Annotated in this window: 15 protein-coding genes; 9 read left to right on the top strand and 6 right to left on the bottom strand. The window is 75.2% G+C overall.

Annotation, left to right across the window (positions count from 1 at the left end; translation table 11 throughout):
• Positions 1–138: 138 nt before the first annotated feature.
• Positions 139–588 (top strand): ATP-binding protein, encoded by a 450-nt coding sequence (locus ACH4N1_RS22575; RefSeq protein WP_398099489.1) that lies wholly within the window; start codon positions 139–141, stop codon positions 586–588.
• A gap of 7 nt (positions 589–595) precedes the next feature.
• Here ACH4N1_RS22575 and ACH4N1_RS22570 read toward each other — a convergent pair whose 3' ends face one another.
• Both ACH4N1_RS22570 and ACH4N1_RS22565 read right to left on the bottom strand, forming a co-directional pair.
• Complete coding sequence (locus ACH4N1_RS22570; RefSeq protein ID WP_398099577.1) at positions 596–1,108, bottom strand: molybdenum cofactor biosysynthesis protein; 513 nt, start codon at positions 1,106–1,108, stop codon at positions 596–598.
• Positions 1,109–1,137: 29 nt separating this feature from the next.
• Complete coding sequence (locus ACH4N1_RS22565) at positions 1,138–2,463, bottom strand: lipase family protein (protein ID WP_398099487.1); 1,326 nt, start codon at positions 2,461–2,463, stop codon at positions 1,138–1,140.
• A gap of 310 nt (positions 2,464–2,773) precedes the next feature.
• On the opposite strand from ACH4N1_RS22565, the gene ACH4N1_RS22560 reads away from it, so the two are divergent.
• The 3 genes from ACH4N1_RS22560 (at position 2,774) to ACH4N1_RS22550 (ending at position 6,755) form a co-directional block, all read left to right on the top strand.
• Positions 2,774–3,826 (top strand): helix-turn-helix domain-containing protein, encoded by a 1,053-nt coding sequence (locus tag ACH4N1_RS22560; protein WP_398099485.1) that lies wholly within the window; start codon positions 2,774–2,776, stop codon positions 3,824–3,826.
• A gap of 314 nt (positions 3,827–4,140) precedes the next feature.
• On the top strand, positions 4,141–5,625 hold the full coding sequence (locus tag ACH4N1_RS22555; RefSeq protein ID WP_398099483.1) for an MFS transporter: 1,485 nt from the start codon (positions 4,141–4,143) through the stop codon (positions 5,623–5,625).
• A gap of 257 nt (positions 5,626–5,882) precedes the next feature.
• Complete coding sequence (locus tag ACH4N1_RS22550; protein ID WP_398099481.1) at positions 5,883–6,755, top strand: DUF1932 domain-containing protein; 873 nt, start codon at positions 5,883–5,885, stop codon at positions 6,753–6,755.
• 53 nt (positions 6,756–6,808) lie between these two features.
• On the opposite strand, the gene ACH4N1_RS22545 is transcribed toward ACH4N1_RS22550, so the two are convergent.
• Both ACH4N1_RS22545 and ACH4N1_RS22540 read right to left on the bottom strand, forming a co-directional pair.
• Positions 6,809–8,110, bottom strand: a complete 1,302-nt coding sequence (locus ACH4N1_RS22545; RefSeq protein ID WP_398099479.1) for a phytase — start codon at positions 8,108–8,110, stop codon at positions 6,809–6,811.
• Between the two features lie 121 nt (positions 8,111–8,231).
• Positions 8,232–8,879: an HAD family hydrolase gene (locus ACH4N1_RS22540; RefSeq protein ID WP_398099477.1), complete on the bottom strand. Its 648-nt coding sequence runs from the start codon at positions 8,877–8,879 to the stop codon at positions 8,232–8,234.
• 121 nt (positions 8,880–9,000) lie between these two features.
• Between ACH4N1_RS22540 and ACH4N1_RS22535 the strand changes: the two genes are divergently transcribed.
• The 5 genes from ACH4N1_RS22535 to ACH4N1_RS22515 all read left to right on the top strand — a co-directional run bounded on the left by ACH4N1_RS22535 (position 9,001) and on the right by ACH4N1_RS22515 (position 13,976).
• Positions 9,001–9,495, top strand: coding sequence for a hypothetical protein (locus ACH4N1_RS22535; RefSeq protein ID WP_398099475.1), 495 nt, complete (start codon positions 9,001–9,003; stop codon positions 9,493–9,495).
• 347 nt (positions 9,496–9,842) lie between these two features.
• A complete protein-coding gene (locus tag ACH4N1_RS22530) occupies positions 9,843–10,712 on the top strand; it encodes a restriction endonuclease (protein WP_398099473.1) in 870 nt (289 codons plus the stop codon).
• Between the two features lie 178 nt (positions 10,713–10,890).
• Positions 10,891–11,379, top strand: a complete 489-nt coding sequence (locus ACH4N1_RS22525) for an SRPBCC family protein (protein ID WP_398099471.1) — start codon at positions 10,891–10,893, stop codon at positions 11,377–11,379.
• Positions 11,372–12,997, top strand: coding sequence for a phytoene desaturase family protein (locus ACH4N1_RS22520; RefSeq protein WP_398099469.1), 1,626 nt, complete (start codon positions 11,372–11,374; stop codon positions 12,995–12,997). Before ACH4N1_RS22525 ends, ACH4N1_RS22520 begins: the two co-directional genes overlap by 8 nt.
• Positions 12,998–13,097: 100 nt before the next feature.
• Entirely contained in the window at positions 13,098–13,976 is an 879-nt protein-coding gene (locus ACH4N1_RS22515; RefSeq protein WP_398099575.1) for an SDR family oxidoreductase, read from the top strand.
• Between the two features lie 113 nt (positions 13,977–14,089).
• On the opposite strand, the gene ACH4N1_RS22510 is transcribed toward ACH4N1_RS22515, so the two are convergent.
• Positions 14,090–15,265, bottom strand: coding sequence for a spore photoproduct lyase family protein (locus ACH4N1_RS22510; RefSeq protein WP_398099467.1), 1,176 nt, complete (start codon positions 15,263–15,265; stop codon positions 14,090–14,092).
• A gap of 111 nt (positions 15,266–15,376) precedes the next feature.
• On the bottom strand, positions 15,377–16,522 hold the full coding sequence (locus tag ACH4N1_RS22505; protein WP_398099465.1) for a PP2C family protein-serine/threonine phosphatase: 1,146 nt from the start codon (positions 16,520–16,522) through the stop codon (positions 15,377–15,379).
• Positions 16,523–16,992 lie beyond the last annotated feature (470 nt).

Below are 16,992 nucleotides of genomic sequence, written 5' to 3'. Positions count from 1 at the left end.
GCGGACGGGGCGTACGGCCACCGGACGCCGGGACCGGGTCCCTTCCGGTGCTCCGCGAAAGAATGGTGCGGCTGGGGCGTAGGAGTCGGATTCAGGGGTATGCGCGCGGTCATGAACGGGGTAATGAAGGCGGTCCGCATGGAACCTGTCCCTCCCGACGAGGGGTTCCCGGGTCCTGAGCGGAGCCGGGTCGAGACAACGGTGGCCCTCGACGGGCAGAACGGCTGCATCGCGGGCGCGCGGCGGTTGACGGGTGATTTCCTCGCGAGCGCGCAGCGAGAGCACGGGGTGCCGGTCTCGGCCCGCACCATGGACCTCTCACAGCTCGTGGTGAGCGAACTGGTCACCAACGCCCTGCGGTACGCGCCCGGACCGGTCCTGCTGCATCTGCGCATCGTGGGGGCCGCCGTGGAGATCGCGGTCTGGGACAGCGATCCGGCGCTGCCGACGCCGCGCGGGGCGGATCCGACGCGGGTCGGTCAGCACGGCCTGGAGATCGTGATGGCCGTCGCCCAGGGCGTCGACGTCGTACCGGAGCCGGTCGGCAAGCGGATCGTCGCCCGGCTCGGGCTGCTCGACGGTCTGTAGACGGCGGTCAGGCGGAGGCCGTGGTGCTCTCCCCGAGGACGCGGGACGTCGCTCCGCCGACGGTCAGCACCCCGTCCGACAGGGGAGTGCACCGCACCCCGCCCCTGCCGCGCAGGGCACGCTGCGCACCCGGCCCTACCGTGACGTCCAGCCATGCGCACGGCCGGGCCGGACGGTTGACGGCGAGGGTCACGGCACCGCCCCCGGAGTCCAGGACGACGGTCCTGCCGACGAGGGCGTCGGCGTCGACGCCGCGCAGCAGAATGTTGCGGCGGGTGTGCCGGAGGCCGGCGGCGGGCGCGATGTCCCGGGGGAGGCCCTCGGCCGCCATGACGGTCACCGAGGCGTCCCGGTGGGCCGGCCGGCCGAAGTAGCGGTCGCTGACCAGCCCGAGACCGGCGCGCACCCGCACCGACCGCACGAGTTCGTCGCCGAGACCCTCCGAAGGCCCGTCCGCGGGACGCCCCGAGAACCGGTGCACCGGCGACACCGGCAACTGCACGATCTCCACCTCGGCCATGCCGCCCACCCCAGGGTCTCTCCTTCGGATCAGGGCTTGTACGGCAGCGTGGCGCAGTCGGAGCCGGCGGGCCGGCCGTCGAGGCGGTCGGTCAGCCAGGAGATCGCGTCGCCCTGGTCGGTGAGCAGCGGTGCGAAGTGGTTGAGCAGGGCGTTGCCCAGCGGCAGCAGGACGACGGGCTTGTAGGTGACGTCCGCCCCCTTCGCGCACCACGCGACGGCGAGGTCGCGGGCCTGTCCGTGCGGTACGAGGTTGTCGGCGGTGCCGGTCGCCACCCGCACCGGGGACGCGGGCCTGATCCTGCCGATGCGCTGGTCGGCCAGGAACGCCCCGAGCGCGGGCTCCTCCTCGATGACGGCGCCCAGGGAGCGCCCGTCGGTGGTCCAGGCCGTGCTGCGCGCCGAGTTGTAGGCGAGGAGGGCGTCGCCCACGCACATGGTGGACAGATCCTTCAGGGCCGCCTTGCCGGCCGCGTTGAGGTGCGCTTCCGCGATCGGCTTCAACTCCGGGTCGGACTCCAGGAAACCGTTGACCGACCAGCCGAGCGCCCCGGCGAGGTCGCTGCCGTCGATGGCCGCGGTGACGGCCACCAGGTCGGCGGGCGGCGCTCCGGAGTAGGTGCCGGCCAGCGGGACGTCGGGGGCGTACGCGGGCTGGAGTTCGGCGGCGGCCGCGGTGGCCCCGCCGCCCTGGCTGTAGCCGAACAGCGCCACCCGTGAGCCGTCGGTGAGGGACGTCCCGTCGAGGGAGCGGGCGGCGCGGGCGGCGTCCAGCACGGCGTGGGCCTCGTCGACCCGGTTGACGTAGGTGTGCAGCCGGTCCGTGGTGCCGAGGCCGGTGTAGTCGGTGACCACGACGGCGACCCCGCGGGCGAGCAGCCGGTAGATGGCCAGGTCCTCGTAACCGACCGACACCGTCTGCCCGTTGAGCACGAGCGGGCGTTCCAGACCGAGGGACGCGGCGCACTGGTCGCCCTGTCCCATGGTGCCGGGCGCCACGACGACCAGCGGCCGTGCCCCCGTGCCCTTCCAGGCGGCCGTCGGTTCGATGTAGGCGCCGGTGACGGCCATCGGCCGGCCCGCCGAGTCGGTGGACCGGTACATCAGGCGGGTCGCCCGGCCGGGCAGCGGACCGTCGATGCCGGGCAGGCTCAGGGCGAGAGGGAGCCGTTCGGTGCGGATCAGCGCGCCGTCGGCGCCCGGCAGCGAGGCGGGCGGGGTGTAGAAGGCGGGAATGGTGACACCGCGGGAGACCACGGGTCCGGTCGGTGTCGTGGCGGCGGCCGGAACGGCTGTCGTGCCGAGGCAGGCGGCGGCCGTGACGGCCGCGGCGAGCAGGCGGGCGGGGGCGGGCATGGCGGACCTCCGGGGGGGGGGGAGAGGGGAGGCCGAGCCTCACTCTGCGGCTCGGGTGACGCGCGGTCCGGTGAGGACGGACCGCCCGGCATGCGGCGCCGGTCGTCCCACCGCCGCCGCATGCCGTACGTGAAACGCTCTTGGACGAGCTGTCAGGAAGGTAACGGCGACGGGGTTACCCGGGGTAGCGGTAAGCAGGTTACGGTTCAGTAATATGGCGGACGGTGATCAGGACCGCACCCCATCGTGCCGGTGACGTGCCCCGACCGCCCCCAACTCGCCGCGGTCACCGGTGTGATTGACTGCGTGCGTGGTGCACGAGTCGGTCTTCCGGACCCAGGACCTCCCGGCGGCCGACCGGTTCGAGGCCTGGATCCAGCGCATGGGCCGCACCCACGCGCCGATGCAGCTCAGCAGCGAACACGCCGCGGACTACGACGGCTCCCAGCGGGCGATCCTCCTCGGCGACGTCACCGTGTGGCCCGCCACCTTCGACCCGCTGGTCTTCCGCCGGACCCCCCGGCTCATCCGCGCCTCCGACCCCGAGGCCTACCACCTCTCCCTGCTCCTCAAGGGCGAGGGGGCGGCCAGCTGGGGCAGCAGCAGGCAGGCGGTCTACACGATGAACGACTTCCACGTCAGCACCTCCTCGCGCCCCTTCGAGATCCACACCGGAGCCGACCCCGTCACCATCGTCGGGGTGGAGATGCCCCGCGCCCAGGTGCCGCTGCCCGGCCGGCACGCCGACCAGGTGATGGGACGCCGCATCTCGGCCACGGAGGGCATCGGCGCGCTGCTGGCGCAGTTCCTCCTCCGGATCGCCGCGGACACCTCCCGCTACCGGCCCGCCGACGGCCCCCGCCTCGCCACCGTCGTCACCGACCTGGTCGCGGCGGCCTTCGCGCACGCCCTCGACGCCGACCCGAGTCTGCCGCCCGAGAGCCGGCACCGGACCCTCGCGCTGCGCGTCAAGGCGTTCGTCCGCCGCCACCTCGCCGACCCCGGGCTGACCCCCGCGACGATCGCCGCCGCCCACCACATCTCCCGCAGCCACCTGTACCGCCTCTTCCGGGCCGAAGGCCTCACCGTGGCCTCGTACATCAGGGACCAGCGGCTGGAGCACGCCCGTCGCGACCTCCTCGACCCCGCCCGGAGCACGGAGCCGATCCACGCCGTCGCCGCCCGCTGGGGTTTCCCGCGGGCCGCCGAGTTCACCCGCGCCTTCCGCACCGCCTACGGCCTCCCGCCCAGCGAGCTGCGCGCCCGCGAACGCCCGCGGCCCGGCCCGCCCGGAGACGCTCCGCCAAGCGACCGTGGACGCCTCGCCAACGACACGGCCCCCCGCTCCGGCGCATCCTGGTGACAGCGCGGCGGCGGATCGCCGCCGGAGCCGGGGCGGCGTGCCAGGACCACGGGGGAGTCCTGGTACGCCGATGCCCGGCGGGCGGGCGCCCGACGGCGGACCGGACGACGGCCCGGCGCACGGCCCCGGTGATCGAGTGGTGACGGCCCGGGCGGCGGCGTACGGTCGAACGGTGAACACGACACTGGATGCGATCGTTCACTGAATCCCCAGGGGCCCGCCCCCCGTGCGGGCGACACGTTATGAGTTCATCTCCGCAACCCACTTCCGCGTCCCGGACCTCCGCCCGTCCCGCGGGCGGTGACAAAAACGCGATGGCCCTGTTCGTCATCGCCTCGTGCCAGCTGATGGTGGTCCTCGACATCACCATCGTGAACATCGCGCTCCCCGACATCCAGCGCTCCCTGGACTTCTCCACCGCCAACCTGTCGTGGGTGGTCAACGCCTACACGCTCACCTTCGGCGGTCTGCTGCTGCTCGGCGGCCGCGCGGGTGACATCCTCGGACGGCGGCGGGTCTTCGTCTTCGGCGTGCTGCTGTTCGCCCTCGCCTCGCTCCTCGGCGGGCTCGCCCAGGGGCCCGGCCAACTCCTGGCCGCCCGCGCCCTCCAGGGCGTCGGCGGGGCCATCGCCTCCCCGACCGCCCTCGCCCTGATCAGCACCACCTTCCGCGAAGGACCCGAGCGCAACCGGGCGTTCGGCGTGTTCGCCGCGGTCTCGGCGGGCGGCGGCGCGATCGGACTGCTCGCCGGCGGCATCCTCGTCGAGTGGCTGGACTGGCGCTGGGTCTTCTTCGTCAACGTCCCGATCGGCCTGCTCATCGCCCTCGCGGCACCCCGCTGGATCAAGGAATCCGCACGCCATCCGGGCCACTTCGACATCGCCGGCGCGGCGAGCTCCACCGCGGGCATGGTCCTGCTGGTGTACGGCTTCATCCGGGCCGCCCAGGAGGGCTGGCGCGACACGCTCACCCTGGCCTCCTTCGCCGGGGCCGTCGTCCTCCTCGCCGTGTTCGTCACGGTGGAGAAGCGCTCCCGGCAGCCGATCACACCGCTGCGCATGTTCGCCGACCGCAACCGCGCGGGCACCTACGGCATCATGCTCTGCCTGGCCGCCGCCATCTTCGGCATGTTCTTCTTCCTCACCCTGTTCGTGCAGAACGTGCTGGACTTCAGCCCCCTCGAGGCGGGCCTCGCCTTCCTCCCGGTGAGCGCGGTCATCGCGGTCGGCGCCGGGCTGGCCTCACGGTTCCTGCCGACGTACGGTCCCAAACCGTTCATGGTGACCGGCGCGATCCTGGCCGCGACGGGACTGGGCTGGCTGACCCTGACCGACGTCCACTCCACCTACGCGGGCAGCGTGCTCGGCCCGATGCTGGTCTTCAGCCTCGGCATGGGCATGGAGTTCGTCTCCCTGACCCTGATGGCGCTGTCCAACGTGCCCACCCGGGAGACCGGCGCGGCCTCCGGGCTGCTCAACGCCACCCAGCAGGTGGGCGGTTCGCTCGGCCTGTCCATCCTGGTCACGATGTTCGGCACGGCCAGCGGCAACGAGGCGGACACCCAGGTCCCGGCGTTCCTGTCCCAGGCGACCCCGGTGGAACGCCTGCGCTTCCAGCGCACCGGCGAACTCTCGCCGCCCTGGGGCGACGAGGTCCTGACGGCGGGCGTCTCCGCGGCCTTCGTGACAGCGGCCGTCTTCGCGCTGGTCGCCGCCCTGATCGCCCTCGTCGTGATCCAGGTCCGCCCCTCCGACCTCGAACGCCTCAAGGGCGACGGGGCGGCGCCGCCCGGCGGATGAGGCACGGTCCGCGCACGTCGGCAGTGCGCCCGCGGCGCAGGGCCGGCGGCGCGTCACCCGCCTCCGGTCACTGCTTCCGGCCGCCGCCTTCGGTCACCGCCTCCGGCCGCCGCTTCCGGTCACCGCCTCCGGCCGCCGCTTCCGGCCGTGCGACGGTGTGCGCGGCCGGCCGCTCGGCGGGCGCCGTGCCACCGGATCCGGCCACGACCCGCCGGGGTGCGGCCACGGCGGTGCCGCCGGGTCAGTAGGGTCCGCTCATGGTTCATCGAGACGTGGGAATCCTGCACCCCGGCGACATGGGCGCGAGCGTGGCGGCGCAGGCCGTGGCGGGGGGTGCCGAGGTCCGGTGGCTGCCCGCGGGACGGTCGGCGGCGACGCGGCGGCGGGCGGCCGGCATCGGTCTGCGTGCCGCGGCCGATCTGGGGGAACTGGTCGAGAGCTGCGAGGTCGTCCTGAGCGTCTGCCCGCCGGCCGCCGCCCTCGACGTGGCCGAGGAGGTGGCGGGGGCCGGTTTCCGCGGTCTCTACGTCGACGCCAACGCGGTCAGCCCGGAGCGGATGGCGCGGATCGCCGGGATCCTCGCGGACGGCGGCGCCACGGTGGTGGACGGCGGGATCACGGGCCCGCCACCCCGCGAGCCCGGCACGAGCCGCCTGTACCTCTCCGGCGACGCCCCGGCCGTCGCCCGGGTCGCCGACCTCTTCGCCGGCACCGCGCTCGCGCCCCACCCGCTGGCGGGCCCGATCGGCCGCGCCTCGGCGCTCAAGCTGTCCTTCGCCTCCTACAACAAGATCGCCTACGCTCTCGCCGCACAGGCCTGCGCGCTGGCCGACGGCCACGGCGTCCTCGACGAACTGGTCGAACTGGCCGCGGGGGCGTTGCCCGGCACACCGCTGGCCGGACCCGAGCGGCTGGCCGGCGCGGGCCGCAAGGCCTGGCGCTGGGAACCGGAGATGGCCGAGATCGCGCGGGCCTGCGCACAGGTCGGCCTGCCGACCGGCTTCGCCGAGGCCGCCGCGCAGACCTTCGCACGCTGGGAGGCGCACAAGGACGACGGGACCGTGACCGGCGCCCGGCTCATCGCCGACCTGCGCCGGGCCGGGCGGCGCGCGGAGCCCGGCCCGGCGTGAGCCGTCCGGGTGCGGCGGAAGGGAGCCCCGGCCCGCCGCACCCGGACGCCGGCTCAGTCGTCGAGCGCCGTCAGGACCTCGCGCAGGTCGACGAACTTGAAGTTCGTCGCGGTACGGTCCTCGGCCCGCCCGGCGTCGTCGTGACCGTCCTGCACGACGAGCAGACCGCCCGGGAACCTGCGGCCCAGCGGGGCGTCGAGCGCCGCGGCGCCGTCGCACTCCTCCGAGCCGTCGGGGCCCGTCGCGGTGGCGGCGACCCGGAAGCCGCCCTCGTACTCGTGGTCGTCGCCGCGCTCGCGGTCGTAGGCGGCGAAGGTGTCGTCGCCCTGGCTGGAGGCCAGGAGGTAGCCGTCGCCGTCCGCCTCGGCGACCAGGGTCAGGCCCTCGACGTCCGCCGCGATCCGCGTGCCGCCGTACCCGGGGTCGGCCCCGCTCACGCACTCCTCGGTGGCCTCGTCGTAGGTGCCGGGCACGCCGTACTCCCGCACGGTGTCGACGAGTCGGGGCGTTCCGCCGAGGGTGGCGGGCATCCGCCAGATGCCGACGTCCTCCTGGCCGGCGTACAGCGTGCCGTTCGCCGGGTCGACGACCATGCCCTCGACCTGCGGCAGTTCACCGGGCTCCGCGCACGGCGACCAGGACGTGCCGTCCGGCAGGCGGAAGGAGGACGGCAGGTCCAGGGTGCGGACCTTGCGGTAGCCGACCCTGCCGCCGGCCGTCGGCGTCAGTTCGAGCAGGGCGATGGTGGTGCGTTCGCGCCGGCTGACGAGCGCGTAGGTGCGGCCGCTGGACCTGTCGGTCCAGGTGGCGAGGCCGTACGCGGTGCGCTGCTCGTTGATCTCCGCCTGATCGGCGGAGAAGACCGGCGCGGCCGCCGGGTCCGTGACGTCCGAGAGGGGACGGCCGGGCGAGGCGGGGTCGATGCGGTAGATCCGCAGCCGGTCGTTGCCCCGGTCGGTGGTGACCGCGAGGTCGGCGCGCCCGGTGGACAGCTTCAGGCCCTGCACCACGTCCACGTTGTTGTAGCGGCCGGGTGCGTCCCCGGGACCCGGTCCGGCGGGCGCGGCGAGCGACTGCACGAGCCGGGCGCCGAGGTCGTACACCCGGAGACCGCCCTCCTTCGCGGTGGCGACGACCAGGCTGGCGTCCGGGTCGGCGGCGTTGCGCCAGATCGCCGGGTCGTCCGCGTCGGAGTTGCCGCCCGCCTCGTCGTCGTAGAGGGCCGGCGTCTCGACGCGCGGGAGGACGGCCGGCAGGGCGTCGTCGTCCCCGGCGGAGGCGGGAAGTGCGGCGGTCAGTGCGAGCGACGCCGTGAGGACGGACACGGCGAGGGTCCTCGGGAGCGATCTGGCCACGTCGACCTTCCTTCGATGGGGGGCAGGACCAAACGTGACGATCTTGGTGGTGCGGGCGAACGGCGGGGCGGCGCGGGGGTGAAGGGCGGGTGCCGGCGAGGGGAACGACCACCGGGCGCGGCTACCCCGAGGAGTGGGCGAGCAGGTGGTCGACGGCCCGCGGGACGTCGGCGACGCGGTGGTGGGGGACGGTGAGGCCCTCGGGCCAGGGCCGCCCCGTCACCCAGATCGTCCGCAGGCCCGCCCGATGACCGCCGCGGATGTCGGTCTCCGGATTGTCGCCCGTCATCCAGTCGCCCGCGCCGATCTGGGTGCCGCAGCGCGCCGCCGCCAGTTCGAACAGGCGCGGATCGGGCTTGCGGACGGCGATGTCCCCGGAGGCGGCGATCCCGTCGACGAGATCGGCGAGCCCGGTGGCCCTGACCTTGGCGCGCTGGATGTCGGAGGACCCGTTCGTGGCGACACCGATGCTCCAGCCGCGCTCGCGCAGCCGGGCCAGGCTGTTCAGCACCGCGGGACGGCAGGTGACGGCGGCGGCCATGCGGTCGACGTACACCCGCCACAGGTGGTCCGCCGACTCGCCCAGCCCGAACGCGGCGCGCAGCCGCGCGAAGTCCGACCGCTCGGCGTGGTCGGCGAGTTCGGTCAGCAGCCACCGCTCGATCTCGGGCCCGTACGCGTGGTCGTGGCAGAGGTCGGCTATGGCGTCGGCGAAGGCGGACGTACGGTCCACCAGGGTGCCGTCCAGGTCGAAGAGGGCGAGGCGCATGACCGGGACCCTACCCATGCGGCGATCCACCGGACCCCGCCCGGCCCCGCCCGGCCCACCGCGGGCGGCATGCGGGCACCGCGGCGGGTTTGCGGCCCGGGGGAGCGGCAACGCGAAGTCCATGACTGAACCGAACACGGACACGAACGAAGAGCGCGACACCAAGCGCGCGACCGCATCCAAGGCCCGGCGCGCGGCGGACAAGACGACCGCTCCCGCCGCACGCGCCGCAAAGGGCGCCGCGGACAAGGCGGATGACGCCGCGTCGGCCGCCGGCTCCGGGGCCGGGCGCGCCGCCGAGAAGACGGCGGGCGTGGCGCAGGGCGCGGCCCGTGGCGTCGAGGCGGGCCGCAAGGTGCTCGTCGCGAAGACCGGTCAGGTCGCGGCCACCGCCAAGTCCGCCACCGGTCAGGTCGCGGCCACGGCCAAGACGGCCACCGGTCAGGTCGCGGCCACCGCCAAGACGGCCTGGACGGTGATCGCCCACCGCAAGCTGATCGCGGCCGGCGTGGGCGCCGGTGTGACCGCGCTGACGGCCGTGTCGTACACGGTGGGCCGCCGCTCCGGCCGCCAGACCCTCGGCCCGATCACCCGGCTCACCGGCGGCCGCATCTGACGCCCCGCACGCGCGGTGGGTCACACTCCGGCACGTCCGGGCCCACCGCGCGGAGCCGGGGAGGCCGCCACCGGCCGGCCCCGCGACCCCCGGCGACCGGTCGCGTCGTACCCCGTGGGGCACGACGCGACCGGTCGCGTCGTACCGCGCGCACGCCGGGGGACCGGCCGCGCCGTACCGTGCGCGGCAGGGTGGGCGACCGGCCGCGCCGTACCGCCCGCAGGGCGGGGAACCAGCCGTGCCGCACCGCGCGCACAAGGCCGGGCGACCGGTCACGATGAACCGCCCCAGCCGGGGCACAAGCCCAAGTGATCTTCGCCGAAGGCCGCTTGGGAGGAACCACCACCGTGACCGTACCCACCCGCCCGATACGCCCCGCACGTCCCCGCCGTCGTTTCGACCTGCGCACGACGGCCCTGTTCTTCGTCCTTCTCGCGCTCCTCCTGACGCTCGCGGGCGTGGTCGCCCGCACCGCCGCCGCCGCCGCGGAACGCCGACCCGCGTGGGCCGTGACCCTGCTCGTCCTCTGCATCGCCGCGACCGTCGCCTGCTATCGGGGCCGGCGCCGGTGGTCGGCGCGCAGACTCGTGCGGCACGCCACCGAGGCCCTGGAGGAGGCGGCCGAGACAGCCGTCGACGCGCTCGCCGAGCCGCCGGCCGCGGCCGCCCCGGCGGGGATCGCCCAACCGGCGGGGATCGCTCAACCGGTAGGGGTCGCCGAACCGGTGGGGGGCACCGTCCCGGCCCCGCCCCTCGGCGCCGACAGCACGGCGGAGACCCTCGTCATCGACACGGCCCCCGCCGTGGACACCACGTCCGTCACCGACTACTACGCCCTGGACCCCGACGAGTTCGAACAGGCGATAGCCGGCCTGTGCGCCCGCGACCACTGCACGGACGTCGAGGTCGTCGGCGGCGCCGGTGACCTGGGAGCCGACGTGCTGGCGGTGGCGCCCGACGGACGCCGACTCGTCCTCCAGTGCAAGCGCTACGGGGACGGCCACAAGGTCGGTTCACAGGACCTGCAGCGCTTCGGCGGCACCTGCTTCACCGTCCACGAGGCCGACGTCGCCATCGTCGTCACCACCAACGACTTCACGGCACCCGCCGTCGAGTACGCGCGGCAGTGCGGCATCGTGTGCGTGGACGCCGAGGGACTGCTCGCGTGGCACTCCGGCTCGGGGCCCCGCCCGTGGGAGCCGGCCGGCCAGGGCTGACCCCCAGCCCCCCCGGGGACCGACACCGACGGCTCACCCGCTGACACCGGAGGCCGCACGCCCGTACCGGCGCCGCACCGCCGCACCGCCGCACCGGAAATTCTTCCTCGCCATCCCGGTTCGCCGTCCCCGGCGTGGGCACTTGGCGGTGAGCGAAGGACGAGTACAGGAGGTCGTCGTGGCGGTCCGGCATCGGCTGATCAAGACATCCCCGCGGCGGGTGTGGGCCGTCCTCGCGGACGGTGACCGGTACGCGGACTGGGTGGTGGGCACCGCGGAGTCCACCCCGGTGCGGGGCCGGTGGCCCCAGGTGGGCGCGGAGATCGGCTACGAGGTCCGGATCGGACCCGTCCGCCTGAACAACCGGACCGTCGTACGGCGCTGCGAGGAGGGCACCGCCCTGGAGCTGGAGGCCCGGGCGGGCGCGCTCGGCACGGCGCGGATCGCCCTCGAGCTGCGGCCCTGGGGCGAGCACTGCCTGGTGATCGTGGACGAACACCCCCTGCAAGGGGTGGGTGGAGCCCTGCACAACGCGGGCGTGGAGGCGCTGATCCAGCTCCGGCACCGCGCGATGCTCGCCCGGCTGGCCGAGGTGTGCGAGAACGAGATCCCGGACGCCGGGCCCGGACCGGTGCCGGTACGGGCGCACGGCGGTGCCGATGCCTGACGCCGTGGTCATCGGGGCCGGGCCCAACGGTCTGGTGGCCGCCAACCTGCTGGCCGACGCCGGCTGGAGCGTGGCGGTCGTCGAGGAGCAGCCCGGACCCGGCGGAGCGGTGCGTCACGACAGGGGAGTGGACCCGGACTTCGTCAACGACCTCTTCAGCTCCTTCTACCCGCTGGCCGCCGCCTCCCCCGTGGTGTCGGGCCTGCGCCTGGAGGAGCACGGCCTGCGGTGGAGCCACGCCCCCCACGCCCTGGCGCACCCGCTGAGCGACGGCAGGTGCGCGGTCCTCGACCGGCGGGTCGACGCCACCGCGGCCTCCCTCGACGCCTTCCACGACGGGGACGGCGCCGCCTGGCGCCGGCTGCACGAGATCTGGGAACGGCTGCGCCCCGACATCCTCGACGCCCTGTTCACCCCGTTCCCGCCGCTGAAGGCCACCGGGCGGCTCGCCCTGCGGCTGCGCACGGCGGGCGGCCTGCGGCTGGCCCGCACCCTGGTGCTGCCGGTGCGCCGCATGGGCGCCGAGGAGTTCGGCGGCGAAGGCGGCCGGCTCCTCCTCGCCGGGAACGCGCTGCACGCCGACCTCGCCCCGGAGGCCGCCGGCAGCGGCGGCTTTGGCTGGCTGATGTCCATGCTGGGCCAGACGTACGGCTTCCCCGTCCCGGCCGGTGGCGCCGGCGCCCTCACCGACGCGCTGGTGCGCCGGCTGCGCGCACACGGCGGCACCCTGCGCTGCGGGCTCCGGGTGGATCGGGTCGTCGTCCGCGACGGACGGGCGGTCGGCGTACGCACCGCCGACGGCGGCACCGTCACCGCCCGCCGCGCCGTCCTCGCGGACGTCTCCGTCCCCGCCCTCTACGGCGAACTGGTCGAGCCCGAGCACCTTCCGGGCCAGCTGCTGGCCGACCTGGAGCGGTTCCAGTGGGACTCCGCCACCTTCAAGGTCGACTGGGCCCTCGACGGCCCCGTGCCCTGGCGCGCCGAGCAGGCCGCGCGGGCCGGCACCGTCCACCTGGCCGACGGGATCGACGAACTCACCCGCTTCGCCGCCCAGATCGCGATGCGGCAGATCCCCGACCGCCCGTTCTGCCTGTTCGGCCAGATGACGACGGCCGACGCGTCACGCTCACCCGGCGGCACCGAGTCGGCCTGGGCCTACACCCACGTGCCGCACGAGGTGGCCGCCGACGCCGGGGACGAGGGGCTCACCGGCGCCTGGGACCCCGAGGAGCAGGAGCTGATGGCCGACCGGGTGGAACGCCAGGTCGAACGGTTCGCACCCGGCTTCCGCACGCTGATCCGGGCCCGCCGCGTCCTCGCCCCGCCCACGCTCCAGGCACTCGACGGCAATCTCCGCGCGGGCGCCATCAACGGCGGCACCGCGGGCATCCACCAGCAGCTCTTCTTCCGTCCCCTGCCCGGCACCGGACGGCCGGAGACACCCGTGCGCGGCCTGTTCCTCGCCTCCGCGGGCGCCCATCCGGGCGGCGGCGTGCACGGCGCGCCGGGCGCCAACGCGGCCCGCGCGGCGCTGCGGCGGCGCCGGTCGCCGGGCCTGTCCGGACTCCAGCGCGCCCTCACCCACCGCGACCGCGCGGGGCACGTACGACCCGACTGAGGACGACGGACAGCCGACAGCCGACAGCCGACGATCGGAGCGCGCCGTGCCGTACACCTCCCTGAAGACCGTGGCCCACAAGGGTGGGGCGCACCGTGCCGTGGCGCACAGCCCCCTGGAGAACCGCACCGTCGTCGTCACGGGCGCCGCGCGGGGAGTGGGCGCGGCCCAGGCCCGCGCCCTCGCCCGCCGCGGCGCGCGCGTGGCCCTGCTGGGCCACGAGCGGCCGGTCCTGGAGGCGGTCGCCGCCTCGCTGCCCACGCCGGCCCTCGCCGTGGAGGCCGACGTCACCGACGAGGCGGCCCTGCGGGACGCCGCCGGGATCATCCGCGCCCGGCTGGGCCCACCGTCGGCCGTCGTCGCGAACGCGGGCATCGCCGAGGGCGGCCCCTTCGGCGGGACCGGCATGGACTCCTGGCGCCGCGTCGTCGACGTGAACCTCACCGGCAGCGCCCTCACGGCCCACACGTTCCTGCCCGACCTGCGCGAGACGGCGGGCTACTACCTCCAGATCGCCTCCCTGGCCTCCCTCGGCGCCGCCCCGCTGATGAGCGCCTACTGCGCCTCCAAGTCCGGCGTGGAGGCCTTCGCGCACGCACTGCGGGCCGAGGAGGCGCACCGCGGCGTGGCGGTCGGCATCGCCTATCTGAACTGGACCGACACCGACATGATCCGGGACGCCGACCGGTACGCCGTCCTGCGGGAACTGCGCGCCCACATGCCCGCCCCCGCCCGGCGCGTGTACCCCGTCGAGACCGTCGCGGAGGTCCTCGCCCGCGCCGTCGAACGCCGCAGCACCGCGGTCTACGTGCCCGCCTGGCTGCGGCTCGCGCAGATCGCACGGGCCGCGCTGCCGCCGCTGGTGCTGCGCGTCGCCCGGCGTGAACTGCCCCGGCTCGAGGCCGAGGAGCCCTTCCGCCCCACGGGGCTGCTGGGCGCCGGCGGGCGGGCCGACCGGGACGCCCGGCCCCTGCCCTGAAATCGCCCCACCGCCCGGGCGCCCGCTCGCGGCCGTGTCACCGGCCCGACCGGACCGACCGGCTCAGACCGACCGGCCCGACCGGCCCGACCGGCCCGACCGGCCCGACCGGCTCAGAAGGCGTAGCGGACGCGCAGCCACGGGGCGTGGGCACCGATCAGGTCGCGCAGGGCGCTCAGCGCCTCGGCCTTGGTCCGGTCGCGGTAGCGCACGTTCAGCGCGCCGTTCTCGGAGCGCTTCGCCTGCTGGAGATCCGGCTGCCACAGCACCTGCTCGGCACGGGGGTGCCAGCCCAGGTTCACCTCGTGCAGCTCACGGTTGTGGGTGAGCATGATCACCTCGGCGGCCGCCTGCCGCCTGACCCGCTCGGGCAGTACGTCGTCCAGGTGCCGGAGCAGGTCGGCCCAGGCCTCCCGCCAGCCCGGCCGCAGGACGACGGGGGAGAAGTTGAAGTGCACCTCGTAACCGGCGTCCAGGAAGTCGGCCGCGGCGGCGATCCGGGCGGCGACCGGTGAGGTGCGCACGTCCAGGAGGCGGGCGTCGGCCTCGGGCATCACGGAGAACCGGATCCGGGTCCGGCCCCGCGGCTCCAGGGCGAGCAGGTCGGGGTTGACGAACTTCGTGGCGAAGGACGCCTTGGCGGTGGGCCAGTGGCGGAAGGCGCGCACCAGGTCGGCGGTGTTGTCGCAGACGAGGGCGTCCACCGAGCAGTCGCCGTTCTCCCCGATGTCGTACACCCACGCCGCGGGGTCGCACTGGTTGGGTTCCCGCTTGGGGCCCTGCCGCGCGATGTGCCGGCCGAGGTGGGCGATGATCCGGTCGATGTTGGTGAACACGGTGATGGGGTTGGCGTAGCCCTTGCGGCGCGGCACGTAGCAGTACGCGCACGCCAGGGCGCAGCCGTTGGACGGGCCGGGGGCGATCCAGTCGGCCGAGCGCCCGTTGGGGCGGGTGGTGAGCGTCTTGCGCTCGCCCAGCACGAGGGTCTCGCCCTTGACGCGCACCCACCGTTCGACGTTCCCCTCGTTGCCGTGCAGTCCGGGAACGCGCCAGTGGGAGTCGACCTCGACCAGACGGGCGCCGGGGAAGCGGGCGATGATCTCGCGGCCGCGCGCGGAGGCCGCGGCGGCCGGTTCGGCGTGGATCTCCCGCACGGGCAGCAGCCGGCGCGCCGTGTCGGAGTCGCGAAACGACGACCGGGCGCGGGCGCGGGACGGGGGCGGTTCGAGGGCGTCGAGTCCGAACAGCGCGTCGGGATCGCCGTCCGGGCCGGCCGACGGGGCGGGCATGCGGACTCCGAAGGGTGTGACGTGAGGGGTGACGTACGGCCACGGGCGTACCACTTTACGCATTCCGGGCAGGCGGTCGCTCCGGAGCGGGCACCGCGCGGGCGGGGCCCGTCAGGGCCCGTCGGTCGCCCCGGCGCCCGACCGCCTCCGCAGCACCATCAGGGCGGTGTCGTCGCCCGGCGTGCCCCTCGCGTGCCGGCGCAGGTCACGGTAGACGGTCGCCGGCAGATCACCGGGGCGGACGTCGTCCCAGGCGGCGGCCCGCTCCTCCAGCGGATAGAAGTCCCCCGACGGATCGCGCGCCTCGGTGACGCCGTCCGTGCACAGCAACAGCGTGCTGCCCTGCGGGAAGGCGAACCACTCGACCGTGCGGGGCCGCGGGGACAGGGCGTCGAGCCCCAGCGGGACGCACGGCTCGTCCTTCAGCACCGGACCGTTCCGGTCGCCGTGCAGCATCAGCGGCGCGACATGGCCGCAGTTGATCGCCTGGACCTCCGTGTCCGCGCCGACGCCGAGGACCAGCGCCGTCACGAACCGCTCGCTCTCGCCGGCCTGCGCCGCGAAGGAGTTGTGCCGCAGCACCGCGTCCTCCAGGGCGTCGACGACGGCGGTCAGCGTGGGCTCGGCTACGGCCGCCTCCCGGAAGGCGCTGAGCACCGAGAAGGCCGCGCTGATGGCGGGCAGTCCCTTGCCCTGGACGTCGGCGATGAAGACCCGGCTGCCGTACGGCGAGGACACCACCTCGTACACGTCGCCGCCCACCCGGCTGTCCTCCTCCACCGGCTGGTAGACGCCGTGCACGATGAGCTGGTCCGTCATCAGCGGGAACGGGCGCAGCAATTGCCGCTGGAGCGCGGCCGCGGCGGACCGCAGCCGGGCGATCTCCCGGTCGCTGCGCACCCGCTGGGCGGCCCGCGCCACGCTCAGACCGTTGAAGACGAGGGCGAAGACGACGGTCGCCGTCGCCGCGCCGATCGTGTCGTCCGCGGTGTCGAACAGGGCCGCGGCGATCATCACCGTGACCCAGGTGGAGGCGACGGCCGTCTGGCGCACGTCGCCCCGCCCGGCGATCAGGGCGGGCAGCACCACGAGGAAGGGCGCGAGCCTGGTCTCGCGGTCCAGGAAGACCCCGATGACCGCCAGCAGCACCGTGACCGCGACGAGCCAGAACAGCACGACCCGCCACCGCAGCGGCGGCGCGCCGCGGCGCTCCCCGCCGGCCGCCGACGCCCCGCCCGGTTCTCTCGACGCGCTCACCGTCTCTCCGCTCCGTGCCCGGCCTGCGGCGTCCCGCCAGGGACCGGCGGCGGGAACACCCCTCCCTTCAATATCCGCCTCCCGCGCCGGGCCCGCCGGTCGCGGCACGGTGAGCGCAGGACCGTGCTCGCCGTCCTGTTCGCCGTTCTCGGCGCCGCCGGCGATGCCGCGCCCACGGCGCCGCCGGCGCAGGGCCGCCGCCGCGGTGCCGCGCGGCGGCGGCCCGCGGCTGCTGCGCGCCCCGGCCCGGCGGTCCGCCCGGGCGGTGGGCGTCACCGGTGTCGCCGGTGCGGTGGCTCCTCCCCGAGGCCGCGGGAATCCTGCTGATCCGGTGGGGGCGTGCCGCGGCTCATCCGGGTCGTGCCGCAGCACGCCGACGTCGTCCAGTGGGTTCGCGCCCCCCTGCCGCCCGACCGGAAGCCGGGCCGGTCGGGCAGGATGTGCACCGGGGGCGTCCGGTCGGCGGAGCC

Origin of the sequence: Streptomyces sp. NPDC017202, from assembly GCF_044331705.1 — a bacterium.
Taxonomy (GTDB): Bacteria; Actinomycetota; Actinomycetes; order Streptomycetales; family Streptomycetaceae; genus Streptomyces.
The sequence above is the reverse complement of the archived record's forward strand: the minus strand, read 5'-3'. Positions and strand labels throughout refer to the sequence as shown.